Annotated in this window: 23 protein-coding genes and 1 other RNA gene; 6 read left to right on the top strand and 18 right to left on the bottom strand. The window is 45.8% G+C overall.

The window, feature by feature from the left end:
- Positions 1-389 precede the first annotated feature (389 nt).
- From V1L65_RS27880 to rpoE, 15 genes are all read right to left on the bottom strand, one after another.
- Positions 390-653, bottom strand: a complete 264-nt coding sequence (locus V1L65_RS27880) for a pro-sigmaK processing inhibitor BofA family protein (RefSeq protein ID WP_331702611.1) — start codon at positions 651-653, stop codon at positions 390-392.
- Positions 654-655: 2 nt separating this feature from the next.
- A complete protein-coding gene (locus tag V1L65_RS27875) occupies positions 656-913 on the bottom strand; it encodes a DUF2508 family protein (RefSeq protein WP_331702609.1) in 258 nt (85 codons plus the stop codon).
- Between the two features lie 154 nt (positions 914-1067).
- Positions 1068-1667 (bottom strand): recombination mediator RecR, encoded by a 600-nt coding sequence (recR, locus tag V1L65_RS27870; RefSeq protein WP_331702608.1) that lies wholly within the window; start codon positions 1665-1667, stop codon positions 1068-1070.
- Between the two features lie 74 nt (positions 1668-1741).
- Positions 1742-2053 (bottom strand): YbaB/EbfC family nucleoid-associated protein, encoded by a 312-nt coding sequence (locus V1L65_RS27865; RefSeq protein ID WP_331702605.1) that lies wholly within the window; start codon positions 2051-2053, stop codon positions 1742-1744.
- Between the two features lie 23 nt (positions 2054-2076).
- Complete coding sequence (dnaX, locus tag V1L65_RS27860) at positions 2077-3840, bottom strand: DNA polymerase III subunit gamma/tau (RefSeq protein WP_331702615.1); 1764 nt, start codon at positions 3838-3840, stop codon at positions 2077-2079.
- A 190-nt stretch (positions 3841-4030) separates the two neighbouring features.
- Positions 4031-4297, bottom strand: an RNA gene (gene ffs / locus V1L65_RS27855) — signal recognition particle sRNA large type.
- A 49-nt stretch (positions 4298-4346) separates the two neighbouring features.
- Positions 4347-4781: a hypothetical protein gene (locus V1L65_RS27850; protein WP_331702604.1), complete on the bottom strand. Its 435-nt coding sequence runs from the start codon at positions 4779-4781 to the stop codon at positions 4347-4349.
- A gap of 79 nt (positions 4782-4860) precedes the next feature.
- Positions 4861-5058, bottom strand: coding sequence for a 50S ribosomal protein L31 (gene rpmE / locus V1L65_RS27845; RefSeq protein WP_331702602.1), 198 nt, complete (start codon positions 5056-5058; stop codon positions 4861-4863).
- Between the two features lie 114 nt (positions 5059-5172).
- On the bottom strand, positions 5173-6444 hold the full coding sequence (locus V1L65_RS27840) for a radical SAM protein (RefSeq protein WP_331702601.1): 1272 nt from the start codon (positions 6442-6444) through the stop codon (positions 5173-5175).
- Between the two features lie 21 nt (positions 6445-6465).
- Complete coding sequence (rho, locus tag V1L65_RS27835) at positions 6466-7806, bottom strand: transcription termination factor Rho (protein WP_331702600.1); 1341 nt, start codon at positions 7804-7806, stop codon at positions 6466-6468.
- 105 nt (positions 7807-7911) lie between these two features.
- Complete coding sequence (locus V1L65_RS27830) at positions 7912-9168, bottom strand: UDP-N-acetylglucosamine 1-carboxyvinyltransferase (RefSeq protein WP_331702614.1); 1257 nt, start codon at positions 9166-9168, stop codon at positions 7912-7914.
- A 451-nt stretch (positions 9169-9619) separates the two neighbouring features.
- Positions 9620-10474 (bottom strand): class II fructose-1,6-bisphosphate aldolase, encoded by an 855-nt coding sequence (gene fba, locus V1L65_RS27825; RefSeq protein WP_331702599.1) that lies wholly within the window; start codon positions 10472-10474, stop codon positions 9620-9622.
- Between the two features lie 191 nt (positions 10475-10665).
- Entirely contained in the window at positions 10666-11067 is a 402-nt protein-coding gene (locus V1L65_RS27820) for a response regulator (RefSeq protein ID WP_331702598.1), read from the bottom strand.
- Between the two features lie 170 nt (positions 11068-11237).
- Entirely contained in the window at positions 11238-12842 is a 1605-nt protein-coding gene (locus tag V1L65_RS27815; RefSeq protein ID WP_331702597.1) for a CTP synthase, read from the bottom strand.
- Between the two features lie 371 nt (positions 12843-13213).
- Positions 13214-13780: a DNA-directed RNA polymerase subunit delta gene (gene rpoE, locus V1L65_RS27810; RefSeq protein WP_331702596.1), complete on the bottom strand. Its 567-nt coding sequence runs from the start codon at positions 13778-13780 to the stop codon at positions 13214-13216.
- Positions 13781-14200: 420 nt separating this feature from the next.
- Here rpoE and V1L65_RS27805 point away from each other — a divergent pair, with 420 nt between their 5' ends.
- Positions 14201-15340, top strand: coding sequence for a S8 family peptidase (locus tag V1L65_RS27805; RefSeq protein ID WP_331702595.1), 1140 nt, complete (start codon positions 14201-14203; stop codon positions 15338-15340).
- A gap of 1 nt (position 15341) precedes the next feature.
- On the opposite strand, the gene argS is transcribed toward V1L65_RS27805, so the two are convergent.
- The 3 genes from argS to V1L65_RS27790 form a co-directional block, all read right to left on the bottom strand.
- Positions 15342-17021, bottom strand: coding sequence for an arginine--tRNA ligase (argS, locus tag V1L65_RS27800; RefSeq protein ID WP_331702613.1), 1680 nt, complete (start codon positions 17019-17021; stop codon positions 15342-15344).
- 2 nt (positions 17022-17023) lie between these two features.
- On the bottom strand, positions 17024-17482 hold the full coding sequence (locus V1L65_RS27795) for a DUF1934 domain-containing protein (RefSeq protein ID WP_331702594.1): 459 nt from the start codon (positions 17480-17482) through the stop codon (positions 17024-17026).
- Positions 17483-17551: 69 nt separating this feature from the next.
- Positions 17552-18085 (bottom strand): DNA-deoxyinosine glycosylase, encoded by a 534-nt coding sequence (locus V1L65_RS27790; RefSeq protein ID WP_331702593.1) that lies wholly within the window; start codon positions 18083-18085, stop codon positions 17552-17554.
- A 235-nt stretch (positions 18086-18320) separates the two neighbouring features.
- Between V1L65_RS27790 and V1L65_RS27785 the strand changes: the two genes are divergently transcribed.
- The 5 genes from V1L65_RS27785 (at position 18321) to acsA (ending at position 24534) form a co-directional block, all read left to right on the top strand.
- A complete protein-coding gene (locus tag V1L65_RS27785) occupies positions 18321-20126 on the top strand; it encodes a PLP-dependent aspartate aminotransferase family protein (protein ID WP_331702612.1) in 1806 nt (601 codons plus the stop codon).
- Positions 20127-20190: 64 nt separating this feature from the next.
- Positions 20191-21162, top strand: coding sequence for an aliphatic sulfonate ABC transporter substrate-binding protein (locus V1L65_RS27780; RefSeq protein ID WP_331702592.1), 972 nt, complete (start codon positions 20191-20193; stop codon positions 21160-21162).
- A complete protein-coding gene (locus V1L65_RS27775; RefSeq protein ID WP_331702591.1) occupies positions 21163-21948 on the top strand; it encodes an ABC transporter permease in 786 nt (261 codons plus the stop codon).
- 80 nt (positions 21949-22028) lie between these two features.
- The gene (locus V1L65_RS27770) at positions 22029-22850 is read left to right on the top strand and encodes an ABC transporter ATP-binding protein (protein ID WP_331702590.1); all 822 of its coding nucleotides are present in this window, start codon (positions 22029-22031) and stop codon (positions 22848-22850) included.
- Positions 22774-24534, top strand: coding sequence for an acetate--CoA ligase (acsA, locus tag V1L65_RS27765; RefSeq protein WP_331702589.1), 1761 nt, complete (start codon positions 22774-22776; stop codon positions 24532-24534). The genes V1L65_RS27770 and acsA overlap by 77 nt, the downstream gene beginning before the upstream one ends.
- Positions 24535-24886 lie beyond the last annotated feature (352 nt).

Here is a 24886-nt window from a genome sequence, read left to right as displayed (position 1 = left end):
AGGATGAACAGGGCATTTCACTCGTTGTTCAGTTTTCAAAGAACAAATTTCCTGAAACGATTATCTTTTCCTTATTAGGAAGAATGATTTGTCGTTTCTCGTGTGCACCGCGTTGTCTCAGCGGCGACTTTTATAATATATCACAGGCGCCCATCTTAATGCAAGCATTTTTTTGAAAAAGTTTTAAAATGTTTTTTTTAAAAAAATGCTTGTCTTTAAAACAACTTCAAGCGCGTGTTCTAATGTAGCACACATCAACGTATTTCGTCAACCACATTACCTTCTATTTTACGCTACATTTTTTGCTAAGAACATTCGCGCTTATTTCTGTTATGTAACTCGGCTGCAGGCCGTTTCTATATATTGATTATATAATTCCATTTTCTCTATTAAACAACTATCCATTGTAATCCGGCCAGCAAAGCAACACCGGGCACTCCCAATACAACCACCGTTCCTATTGTAAAAGGATTGATCGGTATATATATAGCTGGGAGTACGGTCCATTTATTAATTACATATAACACTCCTGCTGCCGCAACCAAATGCAATGCGAATCTCCAAAACCATCCCCAGGACAATTTCCGGCGAATGACAATAAATATTAGCATAGAACTCGAAATAATAAATAATGCCGCCCATAATAACTTCATTACTACTCGCCTCTTTCTATCCAATTTGGAGTCTGGCCATATAATTGCCTTTCCATGTTAAGCTGCTTTGCTTTTTTCAACAGCATGCTGTACTTCTTCTCACACGCGATAAGCGCATAAATTGCATAGTCGATTTGCTCTTGGCCATGCGCATAGTTGAACATTCGGTTAGCTGCATCCCATTCCTTTAGAGCTCGTTCTATATCCGCTTGCAATTCATCCCGCTCGTCAATACTGCTTCTATTTATCCCGTTGCTCATCTAGCATTCCTCCTTGCATTCTAATCTCTCTACTATTTCTATAAATGAGAGTGAATAAATAGAACTCTATCCTTGTTTTAGACAACAAAAAAAGAGCTCCTCCAATTAGCGCAAGCTATCGGAAAAACTCTTCTCGACTATTGTTTCTATTCGATTAACTCAATTCCCTGCGTCCTTCCAACGCTTTCGACAACGTCACTTCATCGGCGTATTCAAGATCGCCGCCAACCGGCAAGCCATGAGCGATACGTGTAACTCGAATGCCGAACGGCTTTACCAACCGCGACAAATACATGGCAGTCGCTTCGCCTTCAATATTAGGGTTCGTTGCCAAAATTAACTCTTGCACGCTTTCATCGCTTAGTCTGCGAAGCAGCTCTGCAATTCTAATCTCCTCCGGTCCGATTCCTTCCATAGGAGATATTGCTCCTTGCAGCACATGATAATAGCCATTGAATTCCTTCATGCGCTCCAGCGCGACCAAATCCTTCGTTTCCTGCACGACACAAATGACAGACTGATCACGCGACTTATCCTGGCAAATCGAGCAAGGGTCTGTATCCGTAATATTGCAGCAAACAGAACAATAAAATAAATTGCGCTTTACGCTAACTAGCGCTTTAGCAAAATCAATAACATTATCTTCTTCCATCCTTAAGACATGAAAAGCCAAGCGAGCAGCCGTTTTCGGCCCAATACCAGGTAATCGCGTAAAGGAGTCTATTAATTTTGCAATCGGTTCCGGGTAATGCAAGAACGGCACAGCTCCTTTCAACCTTAAAAGAACGCCTCTGCATCCTGGCAGAGACGCTCTCATTGCTTCGTATTTTAAAATAATCCTGGAATCTTCATGCCGCCTGTAAATTTACCCATGTCTTGATTTGCAATATCGTCCACTTTAGTAAGAGCATCATTAACAGCAGTCAAAACTAAATCCTGCAGCATTTCAACATCTTCCGGATCTACTGCCTCTGGATTAATTACGATATTCAATATTTTTTTATGGCCATTTGCTGTTACAGTCACAACACCGCCGCCAGCGCTTCCTTCAACCGTTTTATGTTCAAGCTCTTCTTGAGCCTTCATCATCTGCTCCTGCATTTTTTTAACTTGCTTCATCATTTGATTCATATTGTTCATTACGGGTCACCTCATCAAATAGTTTATTCTGTATCCTTGATTACTACTAATTCCTCACCGAATAGCTTTACTGCTTCTTCAATCCATTCCGGCTGACTGGCAGCCGTTTGCGGGTCAGCATGCTCGGTTTGCAATTCAAATACTTCGTCAGGACTCTTCTCTATTCCTTCTTCAAGCGCAGCTTGCCACTCTCTTTGCATAACTGTAACAAGCCGAAGCGTCCTGCCCATAACCTGTTCGGCAACTCGCTCGATAATCGCGCGATGATCCGGCTTCTCCGTCGTCTCGCGATGAATATCGTTTTTAAACGCAATTACCAAATCGCCATTGGCCACAGCCGCTAGCTCGCCATCCTTCAGCCAGGCATGCAGCGTAACCTTTTCATCTCTTACCCGCTGCAGCAGATCGCTCCATTTCATGCGGGCTTGAACAGTTTCCGGCTCTGAGCTTGCGGCAATATACGGATCAAGCTTAACTTTCGTCCTTATAACGCCGCTATTTGCACCAAAGCCGCCTCGGCCGCCAATTCTGCTGGGCGCCGCTTTGGGCGCTGCATTCTGTTCAGCAGCTTGAGCCGGGTCAACTCCTGTTCGCATGAGCTTCTCAAGCTTGGTCTCCAGTTCGGAAACCTGCTTGCGCAAAGCCTGCAGCTCTGACGAGCTCGCTCCAGCGCCAGCTTTCTCTTGATGGGCAGCGGCGCCGCTATCCTCCATCGTGCAAAGCTTCAGCATCGCAACTTCAAATAGCGTCTGAGGCTGCGATGCATGCTTGAGCTCTATTTGATAGGCATGCAGCTCATCTATCATGGCAAACAAGCGAGCGGAGCTAAACGCTTCAGCGACACCGATAAAGCGCTCTGTATCTACGATGCGGTCTGTAACTGACTTGCCTGATGCAAGCTTGAGCACGAGCAAATCACGGAAATAATAAATCAGGTTTTCCATGCACTTGTCTGCACTTTTGCCCGCTTGCATTAAACCTTCAACAAGAGGCAGCACCGCAGGCGCATTCCGATCCTTGATCGCATCAGCCAGCTGATAAAATTGATCAGCAGCCATCCCTCCCGTTACATCAACGGCAGCTTCCAGCGTTAGCTTCCCATCTCCAAAAGCGGCGACCTGCTCCAGCAAGCTTATCGCATCGCGCATGCCGCCTTCCGACAGCCTGGCTACATATGCAATCGCATCCTTGTCGGCTTGTATGCCTTCTTCCTGGCAAATTTGCATAAGCCGGTCAATCTGCTCTTCCAGTGATACTTGCCGGAAATCAAATCGCTGGCAGCGAGATATAATTGTAGCCGGCAAACGATGCGGCTCTGTAGTTGCCAATATGAAGATAACATGCCCCGGAGGTTCCTCCAAGGTTTTGAGCAGAGCATTAAATGCCTCTGATGTCAGCATATGCACCTCATCGATGATGTACACTTTATAGCGTACCTCAGAAGGGGCAAAGCGCACCTTATCACGAATATCACGAATTTCGTCAATACCGCGATTAGAGGCTGCGTCAATTTCCACAACATCCATAATATGGCCTGCTGTGATGCCTTTGCAAGCTGCGCATTCATTACACGGTTCAACGGTTGGTCCTTGTTCACAATTTACAGCTTTCGCTAAAATTTTAGCAGCAGTAGTCTTACCTGTGCCACGCGGTCCATTGAACAAATAAGCGTGCGACACCCGCTGCTCTCGAATCGCGTTTTGCAGCGTTTGAATGATATGCTGTTGTCCAACCATATCCTGAAACGTCTGCGGACGCCAGGCTCGATATAATGCAATATACGACACGCGTACCGTCCCTTTCACTTTGCTTCAATAAGCATTTGATGCCAAAGCTTAATCTATTATACTATAACTTGCCTGCAAGCAAAATGTCTTACTTAATTATCCGCAATTGTTAGATTTACTTCATTTTCCCCAAGATAAACAAAAAAAGCCTGCAGCGAAGCTGCAGGCTCTGTTATCAGCGTGTGTAGTACCGTACACCCGCCTCTGATATATGCAATCCGAGCGGCATTCTTGATTACAGCTCAAACCAGGTGACCCTTCGGCACATGAACTAACTTGCTTACGGCTGCTTCCTTCCGGACCTGACCGGGTTCACAAGCGTTCATTGCGAAGGACCCAATTCTCAACACTGCTCACAAGCGCCAAACCTCACATCAACATAACCTCGGGCGGGAATTCAACCTCGCTACAGCGGATTGCGAGTTACAGGGCACCGCTACCTCCCCGTCTAGCACGGCAAAAACAAGTATAGTACATTCTGAAGGAAATCGCAACATTATATCCGCCTACTTCGAATTTTCCACGGAAACCTGCACCTCATACTCCGGAAAATTCCACTGCAATTTAGATTGCGTTTCGGTCTGCAGCTTTATTTTATTTGCTTCAGACATTTGATTATCGACGCGAAGCTTCAGCAGTATTTTATTGCCAGCAAACTTCAATTCCTGCTTCTTGATGCCGGTTATCGGCGCGAGCAGCTCATGAATAAAATCTATGCTTTGCTGGTAAGACAGTGTTGAATGACGATTAATCAAATTGGGATTGCTGTTAGAATATCCTTTAAACCCATCTTCTCCGTAGGATTGTTTTTGTATTTCCGATTCCCTGGAGCAGCCTGTTGTTGCAACAGCCATACTTAAGCTTATCAGCATTACAACAATAAGTATTTTTGAAATTACGTATCTATTTGCTGCAAATCGATTGCCATTGTTTTTTTCCAATCAAAAAACCTCCCTTAACCATAGGATGGCTGAGGAAGGCTCTTGTATTCTGCCAATTTCAGGCAAAATGTAGTTATTATTACATTCCGTATTTCTTCTTGAAACGGTCGACGCGGCCGCCGGCATCCAGGAACTTCTGCTTACCCGTATAGAATGGGTGACAAGCGGAGCAAACCTCTACACGAAGACTAGGTTTGATTGAACCTGTTTCGAACGTATTTCCGCAAGCGCAAGTTGCTGTAACGACGTGGTATGTCGGATGAATTCCTTGTTTCATCTCGTTCACCTCTTTCTGCCCTGAGCCACATGCGAGCCCAGAGTTAAAAATAACACATGAAGGGATTATAGCATGAATTGTTTCATCGGCGCAATGTAAAACATAGGTTATCCATTATTTATCCGTAAGCTTTTTGCGCTGCAATTGCTCCGGCGGCACATGCGTATAGGAGCCTATGACAACATCAGGAAGCTCGGATCTGAAAATGTCCAGCATCTGCTTCATGCCATAAATCTCGCCCTTTGCTTTTGGAATAAGCTGCAAGTAGCTTTCCGGGTCTATATTCAAATTGCGCATTTGAATTAGCTTTAAGCCTGTCCGTTTGGCAAAGCCCAGCATGGCCTCGATTTCTTCCTCGCGATCAGTAACACCCGGGAATATCAAGTAATTAATGGAAGTATATACTCCCTGATCTGTCGCATAGCGCAGCGACCTCTCAACGTTTTGGAGCGTATAGGCACGCGGCTTATAGTAAGCATTATAGTGCTCCTCTATTGCACTAATTGTACTTACGCGCATTAAATCCAAGCCGGCATCAACGATCGCTCGCATGAAGTCGGTTAAGCCGGCATTCGTATTAATGTTAATAAACCCTTTTGAGGTCTGCGCCCTGACATTTCGAATCGCTTCTACGATTATTTTGGCTTGCGTAGAAGGCTCGCCTTCGCAGCCTTGTCCGAAGCTGATAATGGAATCATGCTCGCGAAGATGCTCAAGCATAATTTGCGTCACTTCATCCACGGTCGGCTTAAAATTCATTCTTGTTTGCGGCGCAACAAAGCCGCTGTCGTCAGGCTGCTCCGAAATGCAGCCAAAGCAGCCGGCATTACAGGAATAGGATACGGGCACCGCACCTTCCCAGCGCTGCAAAAAGGTATTGGAAGATGTCAAGCATTCATATTCCAACGCGCAGTGCGACAAATGCTTATAAAGACGATTGTCAGGATACTTTTGCAAAATGCGGTCCACCTGCAGACGCAGCTCGTCGCGATTGCAATTTAAAGGGTCCCAGCGCTCCGGATCGTCACATTGCTCGGCAGCAACATAAAACTGGTCATCCTTCCATACCACAGCAGTATAACCGAATAACGGAAGCTTTTCCTCCTGATTCGATTTCACATAACTGGGCAAGCATAGCCTCGTAAATCCTTGTGGCAGCAATGCGCCCACAGCGTGTACAGTGCCGGGAACAACCTGCATCTGGTCATTATGAATGGATAGGCCTATCGGCTTTGTAAAAGGCAAGCTGACGAGCGTAGCTCCTTCCGGCAATGGAATGAGCTCGTCCTCCATAATTTCCACAATCGCATCGCCGCTTCTTCCAAGCGCGATAAACTCCGGATGGTCAAACAAGTTGCCTTGCTCATCTGCATATACGAGATTCATGTTAGTCTCCTTTCAAACGAGCTAAGAGCTGTGCGGAGTTCGAACGACTGTGCGGCGTGTTGATGAAGCCGCATGATTCCCGCCTTGTTTTGGCGCCGCTTTATCTTGCTTTATTTCTGCTGTATCCAGTGACATTAAAAACTGTTCGTTATTTTCTGATTCCTTAAGCTTCTTCAGGAAATTGTCCACGAAGTCCGGGCTGTCTGTCAAGCTGCGGCGAATAGCCCACACTTTATCCAGCTCTTCCTTCGTAAGCAGCATTTCTTCGCGGCGTGTGCCGGATCTGCGCATATCCAGCGCAGGGAAAATACGGCGCTCGGCAAGCTTGCGGTCAAGATGCAGCTCCATATTGCCTGTTCCTTTAAACTCCTCATAAATAATATCATCCATGCGGGAGCCCGTTTCCACAAGCGCTGTTGCCAATATCGTCAAGCTGCCGCCCTCTTCCACATTACGAGCCGAACCAAAAAACCGTTTGGGACGATGGAAAGCAGCAGGATCGATACCGCCGCTAAGCGTACGGCCTGAAGGAGGAATAACAAGGTTATAAGCGCGTGCTAATCTTGTGATCGAATCCATCAGTATAACGACGTCTTTTTTATGCTCAACCAACCGAAGCGCGCGTTCAAGCACAAGCTCAGCCACTTTAATATGATTTTCCGGCAGCTCATCAAAAGTCGAGGATACAACCTCGCCCTTAACCGAGCGCTGCATATCCGTTACTTCCTCAGGCCGCTCATCAATAAGCAGCACAAATAGCTCGATATCAGGATGATTTTCTGAAATACTATTTGCAATTTCTTTTAGAAGCAGAGTTTTACCTGCTTTTGGAGGCGCAACAATAAGACCGCGTTGACCAAGTCCTACAGGCGACAGCAAATCCATCATACGAGTGGATAGTCTTGCTTGGGTTGTTTCCAGAACCAATTTTTTTTCTGGATACAGGGGAGTTAGGGCAGGAAAGTGGAGACGTTCCGAAGCTGTTTCCGGGTTTTCACCATTAACCGCATTGACTTGCAGCAAGCCGAAGTATCTTTCGTTTTCCTTTGGCGGACGGCATTTGCCTGAAACCAGGTCGCCGTTTCTAAGATCAAATCTGCGAATTTGCGAGGCTGAAATATAAATATCCTCTTTGCTCGGCAAGTAATTGATAGGGCGCAAAAATCCGAAGCCTTCCGGCAATACATCCAGCACGCCCTCCATAAACATAAGTCCGCTTTTTTCCGCTTGAGCACGCAATATTGCAAAAATTAATTCCTTTTTCTTAAGCGTTCCATAATAAGCAATTTGATATTGCTTGGCCAGCTTATACAATTCTGTCAGTTTTAGTTCTTCCAGATCAGCAATCTGAAGATCCGACATATTCTCACCACTTTGTTTAAAGTTTATTTGCAAATATCAATCCTATTGATTATCAGTTTTTCCAAAAATCTAGCATCTATTCTAGTATATCTTGAAAAACGTATACTATTCCTCTTGCTCTCGCCATACTTCTGCGCCAAGAAGTCGCAATTTTTCATCCAAATCATCATATCCGCGATCTATATACTCGACACCTGTAATCTCAGTTATATCATTATCGACAGTCAGCGCAGCTATAACTAGCGCAGCCCCCGCTCTCAAATCAGCAGCCTTTACTTTGGCAGCATTTAATTTGCCGCCCTCAATAATGGCTGATCTGCCTTCTACTCGGATATTAGCCCCCATCCGTGCCAGCTCAGGAACATGCTTAAACCTCGTGCCATAAACATAATCGGTCAAAATACTGACCCCTGCCGCTTGCGTCAGAAGCGTCGTCATAGGCGATTGCAGGTCTGTTGCAAAGCCTGGGTACACAAGCGCTTTAACATCAATGGGCGAATACGAATCCTTGCCAATAATACGGATCGACTCATCCAGCTCATGAACCTCAACGCCCATTTCCTCCAGCTTGGCCGTAATGGCTTCCAAATGCTTTGGTATAACATTATCAATTAGAACGTCGCCGCGAGTTGCAGCAGCAGCAATCATATACGTGCCCGCTTGAATCCGGTCGGGAATAATAGAATGGCGGCAGCCGTGCAGCTTATCGACACCCTCAATGCGGATCGTTTCTGTACCTGCACCTTTAATTACTGCTCCCATCGCGTTCAATAAAGTAGCTACATCTATAATTTCAGGCTCTTTTGCCGCATTTTCGATAATTGTGGAGCCCTTGGCTCTTGAAGCCGCGAGCATAATATTAATAGTTGCTCCCACACTGGCAACATCGAGGTAAATTTTGGCGCCGCGCAATTGCTTGGCGAATATTTTCATTGAACCGTGTTCGTTTACTACCGTTGCTCCAAGAGCTTCGAAACCTTTAATATGCTGATCAATAGGTCTAGGCTCAAAATTGCAGCCCCCTGGCATGCCAATAGTCGCTTCTCCAAAACGACCCAGAAGCGCACCCATTAAATAATACGATGCACGAAGAAGCTTCACCTTGCCGTTAGGCATCGGTACAGATCTCAGATTTGCCGGATTAATGCGCATCACATCATCTTTGCGCGAAACTGTCGCGCCAAGCTCTTGCAATATTTCGCTGTAAACTGCCACATCACTAATTAACGGCAAATTATCAAGAATTACTTCAGATTCCGCTAAAATAGCTGCTGGAACAAGAGCCACAGCACTATTCTTTGCTCCACTTATTTGAACAGTTCCTCGCAGCGGCCGTCCGCCACGTATCATTAATTTTTCCATCAAATCTATGGTCCTCCCGTTAAGTACATAGCAAGATGAAACGGCTTCGTCTTACTCTTTCAAGGCACATACAGTTTCTATATTCCTATGAAGACGTACCTTTTCTTTTTAAAAATCGCCAATCTCTACTATCTTATCAAAAAAGAACAGCCCCGTCCTTGAAAGAAGCGAATTAGTTTTCTTAAAAAATCATCATAAATCGTATACCAGATAAAGAAACTTACAACATCCTATATTACAAGGATAAACGGCTTCGCCGTCCTTTGGACAGGCGCGTTTACCAATGAAATATAAGAACAGATATAAGGTTACAAAAACTTATACTTTCTTATATTTTAAAAAAGAAAAACCGCCTCGGCACTAGCAGCAGCAAGCTCAAATAGAGCCCATTGCTTAAAAGCCTTCACAGACTTCCTGCGGTACTTAGGCGGTTTTCTCTTACTTGTATCAATTACGCTTGGTTGTTGCTTCCGAACAAGCGAATTTTTTCACGAATAACTTGAACCATTGCATCACGAGCAGGTGTCAAATATTTACGAGGATCGATCACTTCAGCGTTGCCGCCAAGTACTTCACGAATTGTTTTTGTGAATGCCACTTGGTTTTCAGTGTTTACGTTGATTTTGCCAACGCCGGCTTGAATCGATTTGCGGATTGCTTCGTCAGGAACGCCGGATCCGCCATGAAGAACGACTGGCACAGGAATTGCGCTAGCAACCTTTTCGATAATATCATAATGAATTTTTGGCTCGCCTTTGTACATGCCGTGAGCTGTTCCAACTGCAATTGCCAAGCAGTCTACGCCAGTTTCCTCGTAGAAGCGGATAGCTTCCTCCGGGTTAGCCATTGTAGCATCTGCCTCATCAACGCTCAGGTCATCCTCAACGCCGCCAATTGTTCCAAGCTCGCCTTCTACAGATACGCCCATAGCATGAGCAGCGCGAACAACTTCTTTCGTTAATGCAATGTTTTCTTCAAGGCCATAGTGGGATCCGTCAAACATTACGGATGAGAAGCCAGCACGAATACATTTCATAGCTACTTCGAAGCTGCTTCCATGGTCAAGATGAAGCGCAATCGGCAAACCGGATTTCTCAGCAGCAGCCTTTGCCATTGCGACAGTGAATTCGATTCCCATATATCTCAAGGCGCCTTCGCTAACCCCGTAAATAAATGGCGAGTTTTCAGCCATAGCAGCTTCTACAGTTGCTTGAGCAAACTCAAGATTGTTCATGTTAAATTGACCTACTGCAAATTTTCTCTCTTTTGCTTTCGGCAAAAATTCATTCATAGATACTAAAGCCATAGTTCGTCTTCCTCCTATTGATTACAATCTAGGCCAAGCCCGTTCGACTTGTCATTCTGAGTTATTATACCATATCGCACCTACAATTAGTAAAGCTTGTTTTATTACCGCGACTGCAAACGCTGCTGCCAAATAACCCCTGCAATATAAAAAAAGACGACACCGCCATTTATTGGCAGATGTCGTCTCGTTCAAGACGTTTTTTTGGCATATAAATCAACGCTTGCCCCGCCCCGGAGCTGCTTGTTAACCTCCATGCGCATTTCATCAATATCAAAAGGCTTGGTGAAATGCATAAGTGCTCCAAGATCCGTAGCTTCCTTAATCATATCCAGTTCCCCGTATGCGGTCATCATAATGACTTTAATATGAGGATTGATAGCTTTAATATGTTTTAAAATCTCAAGACCGTCCATTCCTGGAATCTTCATATCCAGCAACACCAGATCAGGAGACTCTCTTTGAACTATTTCGAGTGCAATCTTACCATTAGCTGCCTGGAATGTTTCATAGTCCTCATTACTGAATACTTCCACTAACAAAACGCGAATACCATTTTGATCGTCAACAATCAGCACTTTATTCTTCTCCAAAGCTCATTACACCCCCGAAATTAGGACAGTGGTTTGCACAATTCCGTGCTATTGCCCTTCACTGGTTAATGTATTCGCTGAGCTTCCTATAAATCCCTTCTCCGAAAAAAGAAAAAGTTGCCTCTATTGAAAAATAATCTCAATACGTGTATTTTGAGCCATTTTATTGCTTATTTCTCGGAATAAGCTAAAGCTGCACGTACAAAGCCTTGGAATAATGGCTGCGGACGGTTAGGTCTCGATGTAAATTCTGGATGGAATTGAACCGCAAGGAACCAAGGATGATCAGCCAGCTCGACCATTTCAACCAGCCTTCCATCCGGGGATGTGCCCGAAATGCGAAGACCCGCTTGTTCAAGCTGCTCGCGGTATTCATTATTGAATTCATAACGATGGCGATGACGCTCATACACAAGCTCATCTGCATACTCGCGCGCCGCATTCGTCTCAGGAACAATTTTGCATGGATACAAGCCTAGGCGCATAGTACCGCCCATATCCTCGACATCCTTCTGATCCGGAAGCAAGTCAATAACCGGATAAGGCGTTGCCGCGTTGATTTCCGAGCTGTTGGCATTCGCCAGCCCAGCAACATTACGAGCATATTCAATTACAGCAACCTGCATGCCCAAGCAAATTCCGAAAAACGGAATGCCATTCTCGCGAGCATATTGAATCGCATTAATTTTGCCTTCGATGCCGCGATCGCCAAAGCCGCCTGGCACCAAAATACCGTGCACGCCCTTCAACTGCTCTTCTGTATTGCTTTCCGTAAGCTCCTCAGCATTAATCCAGCGGATTTTAACCTCTGAATCATTGGAAATGCCTGCATGTCCAAGCGATTCCACAATACTTAAGTAAGCGTCATGAAGCGCAACGTATTTGCCCACAATGGCAATTTCTGTTGTTTTATGCAGCGACTTTACACGGTCAACCATCGCTTCCCATTCCGTCATGTCGGCTGGACCGGCATCAAGCTTCAAATGTTTGACGACAATTTCATCAAGGCCTTGATCGCGAAGCATTAAAGGAACATCATACAAAGTAGAAGCATCGCGGCACTCAATAACCGCGTTTTCGTCGATATCACAGAACAATCCGATTTTACGCTTCAAATCATCAGCCAGCTCATACTCCGTACGGCAAATAATAACATTTGGCTGGATGCCGATGCTGCGCAGCTCTTTGACACTGTGCTGGGTCGGCTTCGTTTTTACTTCACCGGCAGCTTTAATATATGGTATAAGCGTAACGTGAACATACATGACATTGTCACGCCCAATATCGCTCTTGATTTGACGTATGGCTTCAAGAAAAGGCAAGCTTTCTATATCGCCAACCGTTCCGCCAATCTCAGTAATAACGACATCTGAGCCGGCTTCCTTGCCTGCGCGGAATACGCGATCTTTAATTTCATTCGTAATATGTGGAATAACTTGTACCGTTCCGCCAAGATAATCGCCGCGGCGCTCTTTTGTAATAACATGTGAGTACACTTTACCCGTAGTAACACTGCTGTTTTTGGAAAGATTAATGTCGATAAATCGCTCATAGTGACCAAGATCCAGATCTGTCTCTGCACCATCATCCGTTACAAACACTTCACCATGCTGATAAGGGCTCATGGTGCCTGGGTCTACGTTGATATAAGGATCAAATTTCTGAATGGTTACTTTCAAGCCTCTGTTTTTGAGCAAACGTCCAAGCGAAGCAGCCGCAATTCCTTTGCCTAAGGACGACACTACGCCTCCGGTTACAAAAATATATTTGGTCACTGTTCTAATACCCTCCATGCTTCTATGGTTGTCTATTCCTAAATTTATATGCAACAATTTGAACAGCTTATCATTTTGTTGCATTTCTCCGAATCAAGATGAAACGCAGTATGACGTATTTTACTCAGGACGAACGGTTTAACGTGGAAATATAAGAACAGTTTACATGTATAAACTTACATTTTCTTATATTTTCAAACAAAAAAAGTGTCACCCGTAGCTACGGGGGCACTTTTCTTTTGGCATAATTCTATGCATTATTAACTAACCGAATCTTAAGCCCATGCAATAGTTTACTCTTACCCACTACTACCTGTCAAGACAAACAAAGAGGTATTCGAAATGGAATATTTTCAAGTTCAAAAATACGATTATTTATCGTCTTCTTCTTCCTCATCCTCGTATTCCTCTTCTTCCTCATCCAGGTCATCATCTTCCAAATCTTCGTCTACTTCTTCGTCGATTTCTTCATCATCCAGCTCTACGTCTTCGTCAACTTCAGCGTCTTCCTCGTTTTCGTCATACTCGTCACGATCTCCATCGTAATCCTCGTATTCCTCATCGCCGCTGTATTCTTCTTCCTCGTCAACATATATATCGTCATCCTCGAGATCATCATCATCATTGATAATGCGAGTACGCTTAGCGTTGCCGATCGGATCCTCTGAGCGCTCTACTGGGTACCAGCGCTTTAATCCCCACATATTGCTGCCTACGCAAGCAAATCTTCCGTCGATATTAATTTCTGTGTATACCTGAGCAATAAATTGCTTAATGCCATCCTCAGAAAGTCCACGTATTTTAGCAATCTCCATCATGAGATCACGATAGTAGTATGGTGTATTCGCTGATTTCAACACTTCAAATGCCAGATCCACCATTGGCATTTCCTTCAAGCGTTCAGGGTCAATTTTAAGTGAAATATTGTTGCCGCTCATATGGACACATCCTCTCTTGCAACTCGAGTAATTTACCGTTGAATCGTTAGTCACAGTATAGTAAAACCTATTTTATTCAAAAAAGCAAGTGCGCATTAAGCAAACCTGTCCCAGTTCCGGTTTCAGCTGTTCAGAAAACAATGAATGATAACAACAAGTTTATTATGAAAACTTATCCTATATATTAAAAAAGCGAAGGATTTCTCCTTCGCATCTGACTGTATCCTCCCGACTTCTATTTGCCCATTCAGGAATCCATCGGGGTAGCAAGAGCCTTTAGCTCTTCATCCATCTTATGTATTTCGATTACAATTGACACGGTTTGAAGCCTATTTTATTAGAAAAAGGCAAGTTGCTTATACGGACTGAAGCACCTCCTCATACAATATTTCAGCATCATCCATGGGGAGGGATTCAGGTTTGAATATCGCCAACTTCATTCGAGCACTGCAACATGAGTTTACAGAAGCATCCTCCGCAGCCAAAGCACGGATGATCCGATTTCGACAGCAAAAGGACTTTAAATTATTCCTCGAGCAATGGCTACAGCGCGATGATACAGCTCCTCTGCAAAATATGGTAAAAATTTTGCCTTCCATTCGCTCTCTGTCCTGCCGCCTTTCAAATGAATCATTATTTGCGCCATTCAGCCCAGACATAGAATTCGAGTGCGATACAGAGGTATGCGTCGGGGCTGCTCCAGCGCTGCCGCATTATCCGACGAGCCGCAGCTTCTCTTGGGGAATAAAGCAGGTTAAGGCTCCGCAGGCCTGGAGTACAACCATTGGCCAGCAAATTAAAATCGGCGTGGTAGACACCGGGGTTGACTTCGCTCATCCGGATCTAAGACACAGCCTGCTTCATGGGGTCAATCTTATTAATCGCAGCCGTCCGCCTCATGATGACAATGGCCATGGCACTCATATAGCCGGAATTATAGCAGCCAGCAACCGAATGCACGGCATGACTGGCGTTGCCCCAGGCGCTTTACTCGCACCTGTAAAAGCATTCGACCAAAACGGAAGCGCCTATGTCTCCGATATTATTCAAGCTATCGAATGGTGTATACACAATCGGATGAATATTATTAATATGAGCTTTGGAATGAGAAAAAGAAATAAAGGGCTGCTTAACGCAGTTGCCAATGCTTATCAGGCAGGGATCATCATTGTCGCTTCCTCGGGAAATGACGGCAAGCTTCGCACTGTAGATTATCCTGCGCGCTATACCCAGACGATTTCTGTCGGCGCAACGTCCAAGATGCGCAGAATAGCGCCTTTTAGCAATCGGGGCGCGTCCATTGACATCTATGCGCCAGGCGATAAAATCGTATCAGCATGGCCTCAGGGCAAATACAATGAGATGAGCGGAACCTCCATGGCGACATCGCATGTGAGCGGCGCAATCGCGCTGCTGCTCGCGCTTAAACCAGGCTTGACGCCCTATCAAATAAAAATGATTATGAAGCGCTCCGTTCAGCCGCTTAAAAATTATAAAGCCCGCCGAACGATCGGCGAGCTCGATATTGTGCGTATGCTGCATCTTGCGAATAAAAATTAAGCTACATTCTTTCTGGCGCAGAAACGCCTACCAGACGCAATACGTTAGCTATAGCTACCCGAACAGCTCCTAGCAATGCCAGCCGGGCAACCGACTGCTCCACGTCCTCTGTGATGACTCGCTCCGCGCGATAGTAGCTATGGAGCTGCGAAGCAAGCTCATATACGTACCGGATTAAACGATGCGGCGCATATTGTTGTGCCGCTTCTGCTATTTCTGAAGGAAGCTCGCCAACCTTGCGGATCAAGTCATATTCTGCTTCCGTATTCAGCTTATTGTATGCGATAGAATCGACTGACGACAAGGTAATGCCTTGTTCCTCCGCTTGTCGGAAAATGCTGCAAATACGCGCATGGGCATACTGTACATAAAATACAGGATTTTCATTGGATGTCGAAATAGCCAGATCCATGTCGAAATCCAAATGTGAATCCATGCTTCGCATCGTAAAGAAGTAACGAATAGCATCTATGCCAACCTCATCCATCAGGTCTTCCATCGTAACCGCTTTGCCTGTACGCTTGGACATTTTTACTTTTTCCCCGTCCTGGAACAAGCTTACCATCTGTGCGATAAGCACCGTCAAGCGCTCTGGATCGTTGCCCAGTGCAGCCATTGCAGCCTTCATACGAGGAATGTAGCCATGGTGGTCAGCTCCCCATATGTTGATCATCTCATCGAAGCCGCGGTTGTATTTGTTGCGGTGGTAGGCGATATCAGGAGTCAGATACGTATATGAGCCGTCATTTTTAATAAGAACGCGATTTTTGTCATCGCCAAACGGCATAGTAGACAGCCATGTTGCTCCTTCTTCCTCATAGACATAGCCTGATTCCTTGAGCGCCTGCAGCCCCTCTTCTACTTGGCCGCTTTCGTATAAGGATGTTTCACTGTACCATACATCAAACCCGACCCTGAATCTTTCCAGATCACGTTTTATTTTATCTAGCTCTCGCTCGAGTCCAAATTGGCGCAGAAATGTGAAGCGTTCCTGCTCAGACAAGTCAAGCAGCCTGTCTCCCTCCTGCTCTGCAAGCTCAGCGGCAAAGCCGATAATATCCTCGCCATAGTAGCCATCTGCCGGCATATCCGCCTCCTGCCCAAGCTTCTGGCGGTAGCGCGCCTCCAGCGAAAGCGCTAAATTTTCCACTTGCTTGCCGGCATCATTAATATAATATTCTCTCGTTACATTATAATTTGCAAAATCAAGCACATTACACAAAGCGTCGCCTACAGCTGCTCCGCGGGCATGGCCAAGATGCAGGCTGCCCGTCGGATTTGCACTTACGAATTCTACCTGGACGCGTTTGCCTTCGCCCGTTTGCACACGCCCGTACTCTTTGCCGGCTTCCAGCGCCTGATCAATAATTGGATACAGGTAGCTTTTATCCAATCGGAAATTAATAAAGCCTGGACCGGCTATTTCGGCGGATTGAATAGAAGCAGCTTGCATATCCATATGCTCGATGAGCTGCTCCGCAATTTGCCGCGGATTTTTCTTGGCGATTTTTGTAAGCTGCATAGCAGCATTTGTCGCAAGGTCGCCATGCGCCTTATCCTTCGGAACCTCCAGCACAAATACAGGCAGCTGCTCTTCTGTTACAAGTCCAGCAGCCAATGCCGCTTTGGCAATTTCCTGTTTGACCTGTTCATTTCTATTTTCCAATACATTTGAATTCATCATTATACATCCTCTCGTATGTGAAGCTTAATATGAAATTCCCCGGACTGCTGCTCATTGGTATATAGCTCATAGCTCCACTCCAATGAAAATGGCAGCTTGTCCGGCAAGCCGTCGCCGTGCTGTACAGCCGGCTTGCTGCCATGAGGCTCAACCATGCTTAGGCCGCTCGTATGCGTTTCAAGCTGCATCGACATATAGGGAGTACGATAAATGCCTGCACGCACTTGCCCTGGAGCGAATATTTGCTCAGAATGCACTAAGCCTCGTCTTGTAATAGACAGCTCTTCCGGGCGAAAGCGAATGAGGGTGCGAATCTCTTCTGCACGATTTTCTTCCTCTATATAACGAATATATATGGAGCGTTCCTTGCGAAACCACTCCCCTTTGTAAGTATGAGACGCCAGTTCGCCATCTTGCCTGCTCTCAAGCTCTACAATTACATTGCTTCTATCTTTCATAATCTAGCTCCTGAATTCAACTTTTCTCATGTTACTACTATATACAGGAAGAATCTATTTTTCAACGGCTCACTTGGAATCATCCTGAAGATAAGGAAGCAGCACAGACCATGCAGCCAGCCGATCCTCCAGCGAACGCATATACTTGGTAGGTATAGGACTTGTTGAAGGCAGCTGCAGCAGTGTAATCGAACGACTGCTTATATAGTTGGAAAAATATCTCTTGAAGGTCGAATAAGCTTTTGTACCGTTAAATGCGAGGCATCGGATGGCCGGATATTGATCCAGCAGAAAAGGAATATCGTTTGGCTCTTCTTCCTTTATGTTCGCGTCAAGGCTGCCTTGACGCTTGCAAGTCGCAATAACATCCCACAGCGCAATATGATGCTGCTGCAAAAAAGCGATTCGATCCTCATACGACTCGTTTGGTCCTGTACTTTTTCTATCAGCTTCTGCTAGCAATCCATACATAATTCGCCAAAAATAGTTTTGCGGATGTCCATAGAACTGATGCTTCTCCAAAGACTTCACGCTGGGAGCTGTACCTGCTATAAGAATTCGCGCCTCCTTGTCCACAATTGGAGGAAAAGATTGTACATGCAATTGCCGCCACCTCGCTTCAGGGTAGTGTAAATAAATGTATTGACGCTCGACAGCGGAGCTGTTACAATACACTTACTTAATTAATCCAATAAGAATAGTGTGAATTATTTTTTACAACTTTTTATCTATATCATTAACCAATACATTAATTTCGTTACTATATTAAAGCACTTTCTTTTTTTTGCTTCAATTCCAAGTAAACTAATTATAATTATATGATTTATTGGGGGCGTACATTGTGAGTCAATCATCATCTTATCAACTGGAAACGATTCTTTTACACGGAGGGCAATCGCCTGATCCTACTACAGGGTCTAGAGCCGTACCGATCTACCAGACTACTTCATATGTCTATCAAAGCTCGGAGCACGCCAGAGCGTTATTTGCACTCGATGAGACAGGCAATATTTATAGCCGGATCGGCAATCCAACCGCTGATGTGCTTGAGAAAAGAATTGCACTGCTCGAAGATGGCGTAGCAGCGCTTGCCACTTCCTCCGGTATGTCCGCTATCTCGCTTGCGCTTATGAATATTGCAGAAGCAGGGGATGAAATCGTAGCTTCAAGCCGTGTTTACGGAGGTACATATAATCTGTTCAAAACAACTTTGCCAAAATACGGCATTAAAGTCATTCTTGTCGAATCGGACGATCCAGAAGACTTTAGAAAAGCGATTACACCAAAAACAAAAGCTGTTTATGCTGAAACGATCGGCAATCCAGGGCTTCAAGTACTGGACATTGAGGCACTTGCGGCAGTAGCGCATGATAACGGCATTCCGCTTGTCATCGACAATACGTTTGCCACTCCTTATCTATGCCGCCCTATTCAGTGGGGCGCTGATATCGTCGTTCACTCCGCTACCAAATGGATCGGCGGACATGGCACGTCGATTGGCGGTGTAATCGTAGACGGCGGGCGCTTCAATTGGAACTCGGAAAAATTCCCTGGCTTTACAAAGCCAGATGAGAGCTATAACGGCGTAACCTACGCCCAGGATTTCGGAACACTTGCCTATATAACCAAAGTAAGAGTGCAGCTGATGCGCGACTTCGGTTCCTGCATTAGCCCATTCAACGCCTTCATGCTGCTCCAGGGACTTGAAACCTTGCACGTACGCATGCGCGAGCATACCGCTAACGCCTTGCAAATCGCCAAGCATTTGGCTGCTCATCCAGGCGTTTCATGGGTTAACTATCCGGGATTGGAAGAGCACCCCAGCCATGCACTGGCTCAAAAATATTTACCGCGCGGAGCAGGCTCTATCGTAACCTTCGGCATTAAAGGCGGCAGAGACGCCGGCGCCAAGCTAATTGACAGCGTATCACTATGGTCGCATTTGGCTAATGTCGGCGATGCCAAATCGCTTATTATCCACCCAGGCTCTACTACACATCAGCAGCTTAATGAAGAGGAACTGGTTGCTACTGGCGTAGCGCAGGACCTTGTGCGCCTGTCTATCGGCCTCGAATCAGCCGAAGACCTGATTAAAGATCTGGACCAAGCGATTTATCGCGCTAACGGCGTAGCGACTTGGGAAGGCGACAAAAAACCGATTACGATTAATGACGAAGGGATCATCCGATCTGTTTTGGAATCGCCATGGCATCGTGAAACGGTCAATGGACAGCTTGTGCAGCGCGCCAAAACATTAGCGATCGTAGGCCTGTCAGGCAATCCGGCACGTCCTAGCTATCGCCTGGCACGCAAAATGCAGCGGCTTGGCTACAAGATCATTCCGGTTAATCCGCGCGAGACTGAGGTGCTTGGGGAGAGGGCTTATCCAGATCTGGCAGCTATACAAGGACCAATTGATGTCGTTCAAGTATTCAGAGCGCCAGAAGCCGCCATTGAGGTAGCCAAGGAAGCAGCGAGCCTGCAGACTCAGCCTCATATATTCTGGCTGCAGGAGGGCGTAGTATCCGATGAGGCAGCTGCCATCTCCAGTGAAGCAGGCATGGAGGTTGTTCATAACCGCTGTACATACAAAGAAACACAGCGACTGCGCGGAACGATCGTAACGTATGCATGTGAAATTTAAATCATTACTATTTCACTTTTTTAATAGATAAGATTCGATTTGTTAATCAGAAGGGGACATTACGATGAAAAAGATTGGTTTATTAAGCACAGCTCTTATACTAGCTCTTTCCGTTATAGCCGGCTGCTCGCAAGGCGGCTCCAAGGCTTCAACTATTCGCTTGGACTACGCTTATTATTCGCCTCTATCGCTTGTTATTAAAGAAAAAGGCTGGGCAGAGGAAACCTTTGCCGAGGACAAAGTAGAGGTAACCTGGGTACTTAGCCAAGGCAGCAATAAAGCGCTTGAATTTCTTAACAGCAATTCGATCGATTTGGGCTCTGCTGCTGGAGCAGCTGCACTAATCTCCAAATCGAAGGGCACACCTATTGAAGGCGTCTATATTTCAAATAAGCCTGAATGGACGGCGCTAGTGAAGGCAGATGGTTCCTCCATTCAATCTGTTTCTGATTTGGTCGGCAAAAAAGTAGCCGCTACCGTCGGCACTGACCCGCATATTTTCCTGCTGCGCGCTCTTGATGAAGCCGGCATTGCAGCTAAAGATGTTGAAATTGTAAACCTGCAGCACAATGACGGAGCAACAAGCCTAGTAACAGGCCAGGTTGACGCATGGGCAGGACTGGACCCTCATATGGCGCGAGTAGAGCTTGAGAATAATGCTGAGCTATTTTACAGAAATGTTGATTTCAATACGTACGGCTTCCTGCTCGCCCGCAATGACTTTGCCAAGAAAAATCCGGAGAAGGTTGAAAAGATTTTGGCCGTTTACGAAAAAGCCAGACTATGGACGCTTGAAAACATGGAGGAAGCAACTGCAATTTTAGCAAAAGAAGCGAACCTCAGCCCGGAAGTAGCCAAAAAACAAATGGAGCGCAACGATTTTACACAGCCGGTACCAGGCGATGCTCAGCGCAATACAATTACTGAAGCTGGAAAGGTGCTGCAGCAAAATCAAATTATTAAATCGGATGTTAAGCTCGATGAATTAGTCAATAATCTGATCCAGCCCTCCTTTGCAGAAAAGGTTGTGAAATAGATGAAACATTCTACTCGGCTAGTCAATATTTTGATCGGAAGCTTGCTTCCGATCATTCTTGTTGTACTGTGGCAGTCGCTCAGCTCAGCAGGCGTATTCCCTCCTAATATTATGCCTTCGCCGCTTGTTGTTGTAGAAACGATAACAGGCTTTGTACAGGACGGCTCGCTATGGGAGCATATCGGTATTACGCTTTACCGTATTTGCACAGGCTTTCTGCTCGGAACAGCAATTGCCGTATTGATTGGAGCACTCGTCGGCTTTTATCCGCTCGCCCAAAAGCTGTTCGATCCTATTTTGCAAGCCTTCCGCTCCATTCCTTCGATGGCGTGGGTACCGTTGTTTATTTTATGGATGGGCATTTCCGAGACACCAAAAATCGCACTTATCGCCGTCGGTGTATTTTTTCCAACCTATTTAAATCTAGTTAGCGGTATTAAAAATGTCGACCGCAAGCTTATTGAAGTAGGCAAAATATATGGGTTTACACATACCCAGCTTATTACAAGAATTATTATGCCTGCCTCCCTCCCCTCCTTCTTAACCGGATTGCGCGGAGGACTCGGCGTAGGCTGGATGTTCGTTGTCGCAGCTGAGCTGATGGGCGCCAGCCAAGGCCTCGGTTACCTGCTCGTATTCGGACAAAATACGACTTCGCCTGAAGTTATTTTAGCCAGCATCGTGCTGTTCGCTATATTAGGAAAAATAACAGATACGCTGCTCGCTGTTATGGAGACGCGGGCACTGCATTGGCAGGATTCATTTGCTAAGCAAGCCAAGGCGTAGCATGACCGTTATTAACATAGAAGCACAGGTTTTTCAAATAAAGGCTCCGCATTGATTTTCCGCGGGAAAGGAGCACCATTATGCTTAAATTAGATAAGGTTAAACGAATATTTGATAATGGCAAAACCGCCTTCGAGCCGCTATCCTTCGAAGCACAAAACAAAGAAATTATCGGCATTCTAGGCACGAGCGGCTGTGGAAAAAGCAGTCTGCTGCGCGTAATTGCAGGACTCGACGGTCATGAGGAAGGCAATATCTCCATTGACGACCAAACGGTTTCAGGCATGAATGAAAAAATCGGCGTTATATTTCAAGAGGCCCGTCTTATGCCTTGGCTCAATGTCGTCGAAAACGTTGCTTTTGGTCTTAAAGGTCAGAAGAAGGAAAATTTGGAGCGTGCCAAACAATTTATAAAACTGGTCGGATTGGAAGGATTTGAAAAGCATTACCCGAAGGAGCTGTCTGGCGGTATGTCGCAGCGTGTAGCGATTGCGCGCTCACTTGTTACATCGCCATCTATTCTGCTGCTGGATGAGCCTTTCAGCGCGCTTGACGCGTTCACGAAGATGCAGCTTCAGGATTTGCTGCTGCAAGTATGGAAAACGTGCAAAAGCACGATGCTGCTCGTCACACATGATATCGACGAAGCTCTTTATTTATGCGACAAATTGATCGTTATGCGTGGACAGCCAGGAGAAATAATCGACATTATTTCTGTTGCCGAGCCTCGTCCCCGCTCGCGAGGAAATGAAGCGCTGGCTAGGCAGAAGGAGCAAATTTTGAAGCTGTTACATTTAACATCGGACGAAATCGAGGAGGAAAAGCATGACGTTAGCATACGGAAACCTCATACAGCCGCTCCAAAGGGAGCATCACTTACAAGATTACCAGAAAGCGGTTGAATCTTTTAATTGGCAGGACGTTGAGCAGCATTTCACCTGGTACAAAACCGGAAAAGTAAATATGGTGTATGAATGTCTAGATCGCCACGTCTATGAAGGCTATGGCGACAAGCTCGCCATTCATTATATTAACGGTGATATTGAAGAGAAGTATACGTTTGCCCAGCTCAAGCAAAAGACAGATCATGTCGCAACCGTCTATAAAAAGTATGGCATACAAAAAGGCGATCGCGTCTTTATCTTTTTACCAAAAAATCCCGATTGCTATATTGCTATTCTTGCTGCTATTAAAATTGGAGCGATTGCCGGCCCATTGTTCGAGGGCTTCATGGAAGAATCGATTAAGGACCGCATGCTTGATTGCGGAGCCAAGCTGCTTGTAACGGACCATGTGCTGGGCAAGCGCGTGCCTAAATCCACTATTCCTACTCTTGAAACGGTTCTTATTGCAGGAGAGCCTGAGCAATGTGAAGCTGGCGAAATCTCACTGTACGCAGAGCTGAGAAATACTGTGGCCGATGCCAACGTGATTGAATGGGGAACGCTTGACGACGGCTTTATTATTCATTATACGTCCGGCTCAACTGGCAAGCCAAAAGGGGTGCTGCATCGCCAAAAGGCAATGATCCATCAATATTTGACCGGCAAATGGGTATGCGATGTAAAAGAGGACGATGTATACTGGTGCACCTCCCACCCGGGCTGGGTAACAGGCAGTGTTTACGGCTTATATGCTCCATGGCTGAACAGAGCGACTGTCGTTATACATGGCGGACGCTTTGACGCTGATTCCTGGTATTCCATCATTGAAAAAGCGGGCGTGACGATTTGGTACAGTGCCCCGACCGCATTTCGCATGCTGATGGCCGAGGGAGAGCAATTGCACCTCAACTATGACCTTTCGTCCTTAAGGCATGTACTTTCTGTTGGAGAGCCGCTTAATCCGGAAGCGATTCGCTGGGCGATCGAGGAGCTGAACGTGCGCATTCATGATACGTGGTGGATGACAGAAACAGGCGGCCACCTGATCGTTAATTTCCCTTCCCAGCCGATTAAGCCCGGCTCTATGGGACGCGCGTTCCCAGGCATTACGGTAGCGATACTAGATGAGGACGGACAGGAGCTGCCAAATGGCGAAATTGGACAGCTCTGCGTCAAAGCCGATTATCCCGGGTTAATGAAGGAAATATGGAACAATCCCGAGAAGTTTCAATCGTATTTTCCTTATGAAGGCTGGTATGTTTCCGGCGATATGGCTTATAAAGATGACGAAGGTTATATCTTCTTCCAAGGCCGCAACGATGATATGATCAACTCCGCTGGCGAAAGCATCAGTCCGTTTGAGGTAGAAAGCAAGCTGATTGAGCATCCTGCCGTAGCTGAAGCAGGTGTAATCGGCAAGCCGGATGCGCTGCGTGGAGAAATTGTAAAAGCATTTATCGTGCTCGGTCCGCTGTATAAGCCTTCATCCGCTCTATTGGAGGAAATTCGCTTATTCGTCCGCAATCATCTCTCTGCGCATAATGCGCCAAGAGAAATTGAAGTGCTGGAGCAGTTGCCGAAAACTCGCATAAGCGGCAAAATTATGCGCCGCGTATTAAAAGCTTGGGAGCTTAATCTAGATCCGGGTGATACTTCGCAGCTTGATGGAGGAGTGCTTGCGAGAGTTGCCGTAGTAAGCTAAGCGAATACTATACTAGACTAAACCGTTCGATTGCACATTGTTTCTGATCTTCCACGGACACTCGTTCCGTTATTCACCAACTTGTTGTTTCTGATCCTCCACGGACACTCGTTCCGTTATTCACCAAAAAAAGGCCGTTTTTCAAGTTTCGTGGACATACGTTCCGCTATCAGCTCATTTCACGACCTTTCTTAAGTGTTTTTGATGCAATAGCGGAACGTATGTCACTTTTGCCGGGCAAATGGCGCTATTTAGTCACATAACGGAACGTCTGTCCAGCTCACCGTAGAAACAACACTATACTCTCCCATCCGCAAAATAGCGCTCCAGGATTGATGCGAATCCGAGCAAA

Source organism: Paenibacillus sp. IITD108 (genome assembly GCF_036541265.1).
Classification (GTDB): Bacteria; Bacillota; Bacilli; order Paenibacillales; family Paenibacillaceae; genus Pristimantibacillus.
Note: the sequence above shows the minus strand (reverse complement) of the source record. Positions and strands in the feature narration are given on the sequence as shown.

Bases quoted from the DNA above. Each gene is read 5' to 3' on its own strand.
- V1L65_RS27880 (WP_331702611.1), bottom strand. From the start codon at position 653: ATGAAGTTATTATGGGCGGCATTATTTATTATTTCGAGTTCTATGCTA.
- V1L65_RS27875 (WP_331702609.1), bottom strand. From the start codon at position 913: ATGAGCAACGGGATAAATAGAAGCAGTATTGACGAGCGGGATGAATTG.
- V1L65_RS27865 (WP_331702605.1), bottom strand. From the start codon at position 2,053: ATGAACAATATGAATCAAATGATGAAGCAAGTTAAAAAAATGCAGGAG.
- rpmE (WP_331702602.1), bottom strand. From the start codon at position 5,058: ATGAAACAAGGAATTCATCCGACATACCACGTCGTTACAGCAACTTGC.
- V1L65_RS27840 (WP_331702601.1), bottom strand. From the start codon at position 6,444: ATGAATCTCGTATATGCAGATGAGCAAGGCAACTTGTTTGACCATCCG.
- rho (WP_331702600.1), bottom strand. From the start codon at position 7,806: ATGTCGGATCTTCAGATTGCTGATCTGGAAGAACTAAAACTGACAGAA.
- V1L65_RS27830 (WP_331702614.1), bottom strand. From the start codon at position 9,168: ATGGAAAAATTAATGATACGTGGCGGACGGCCGCTGCGAGGAACTGTT.
- fba (WP_331702599.1), bottom strand. From the start codon at position 10,474: ATGGCTTTAGTATCTATGAATGAATTTTTGCCGAAAGCAAAAGAGAGA.
- rpoE (WP_331702596.1), bottom strand. From the start codon at position 13,780: ATGAGCGGCAACAATATTTCACTTAAAATTGACCCTGAACGCTTGAAG.
- argS (WP_331702613.1), bottom strand. From the start codon at position 17,021: ATGAATTCAAATGTATTGGAAAATAGAAATGAACAGGTCAAACAGGAA.
- V1L65_RS27795 (WP_331702594.1), bottom strand. From the start codon at position 17,482: ATGAAAGATAGAAGCAATGTAATTGTAGAGCTTGAGAGCAGGCAAGAT.
- V1L65_RS27780 (WP_331702592.1), top strand. From the start codon at position 20,191: ATGAAAAAGATTGGTTTATTAAGCACAGCTCTTATACTAGCTCTTTCC.
- V1L65_RS27775 (WP_331702591.1), top strand. From the start codon at position 21,163: ATGAAACATTCTACTCGGCTAGTCAATATTTTGATCGGAAGCTTGCTT.
- V1L65_RS27770 (WP_331702590.1), top strand. From the start codon at position 22,029: ATGCTTAAATTAGATAAGGTTAAACGAATATTTGATAATGGCAAAACC.
- acsA (WP_331702589.1), top strand. From the start codon at position 22,774: ATGACGTTAGCATACGGAAACCTCATACAGCCGCTCCAAAGGGAGCAT.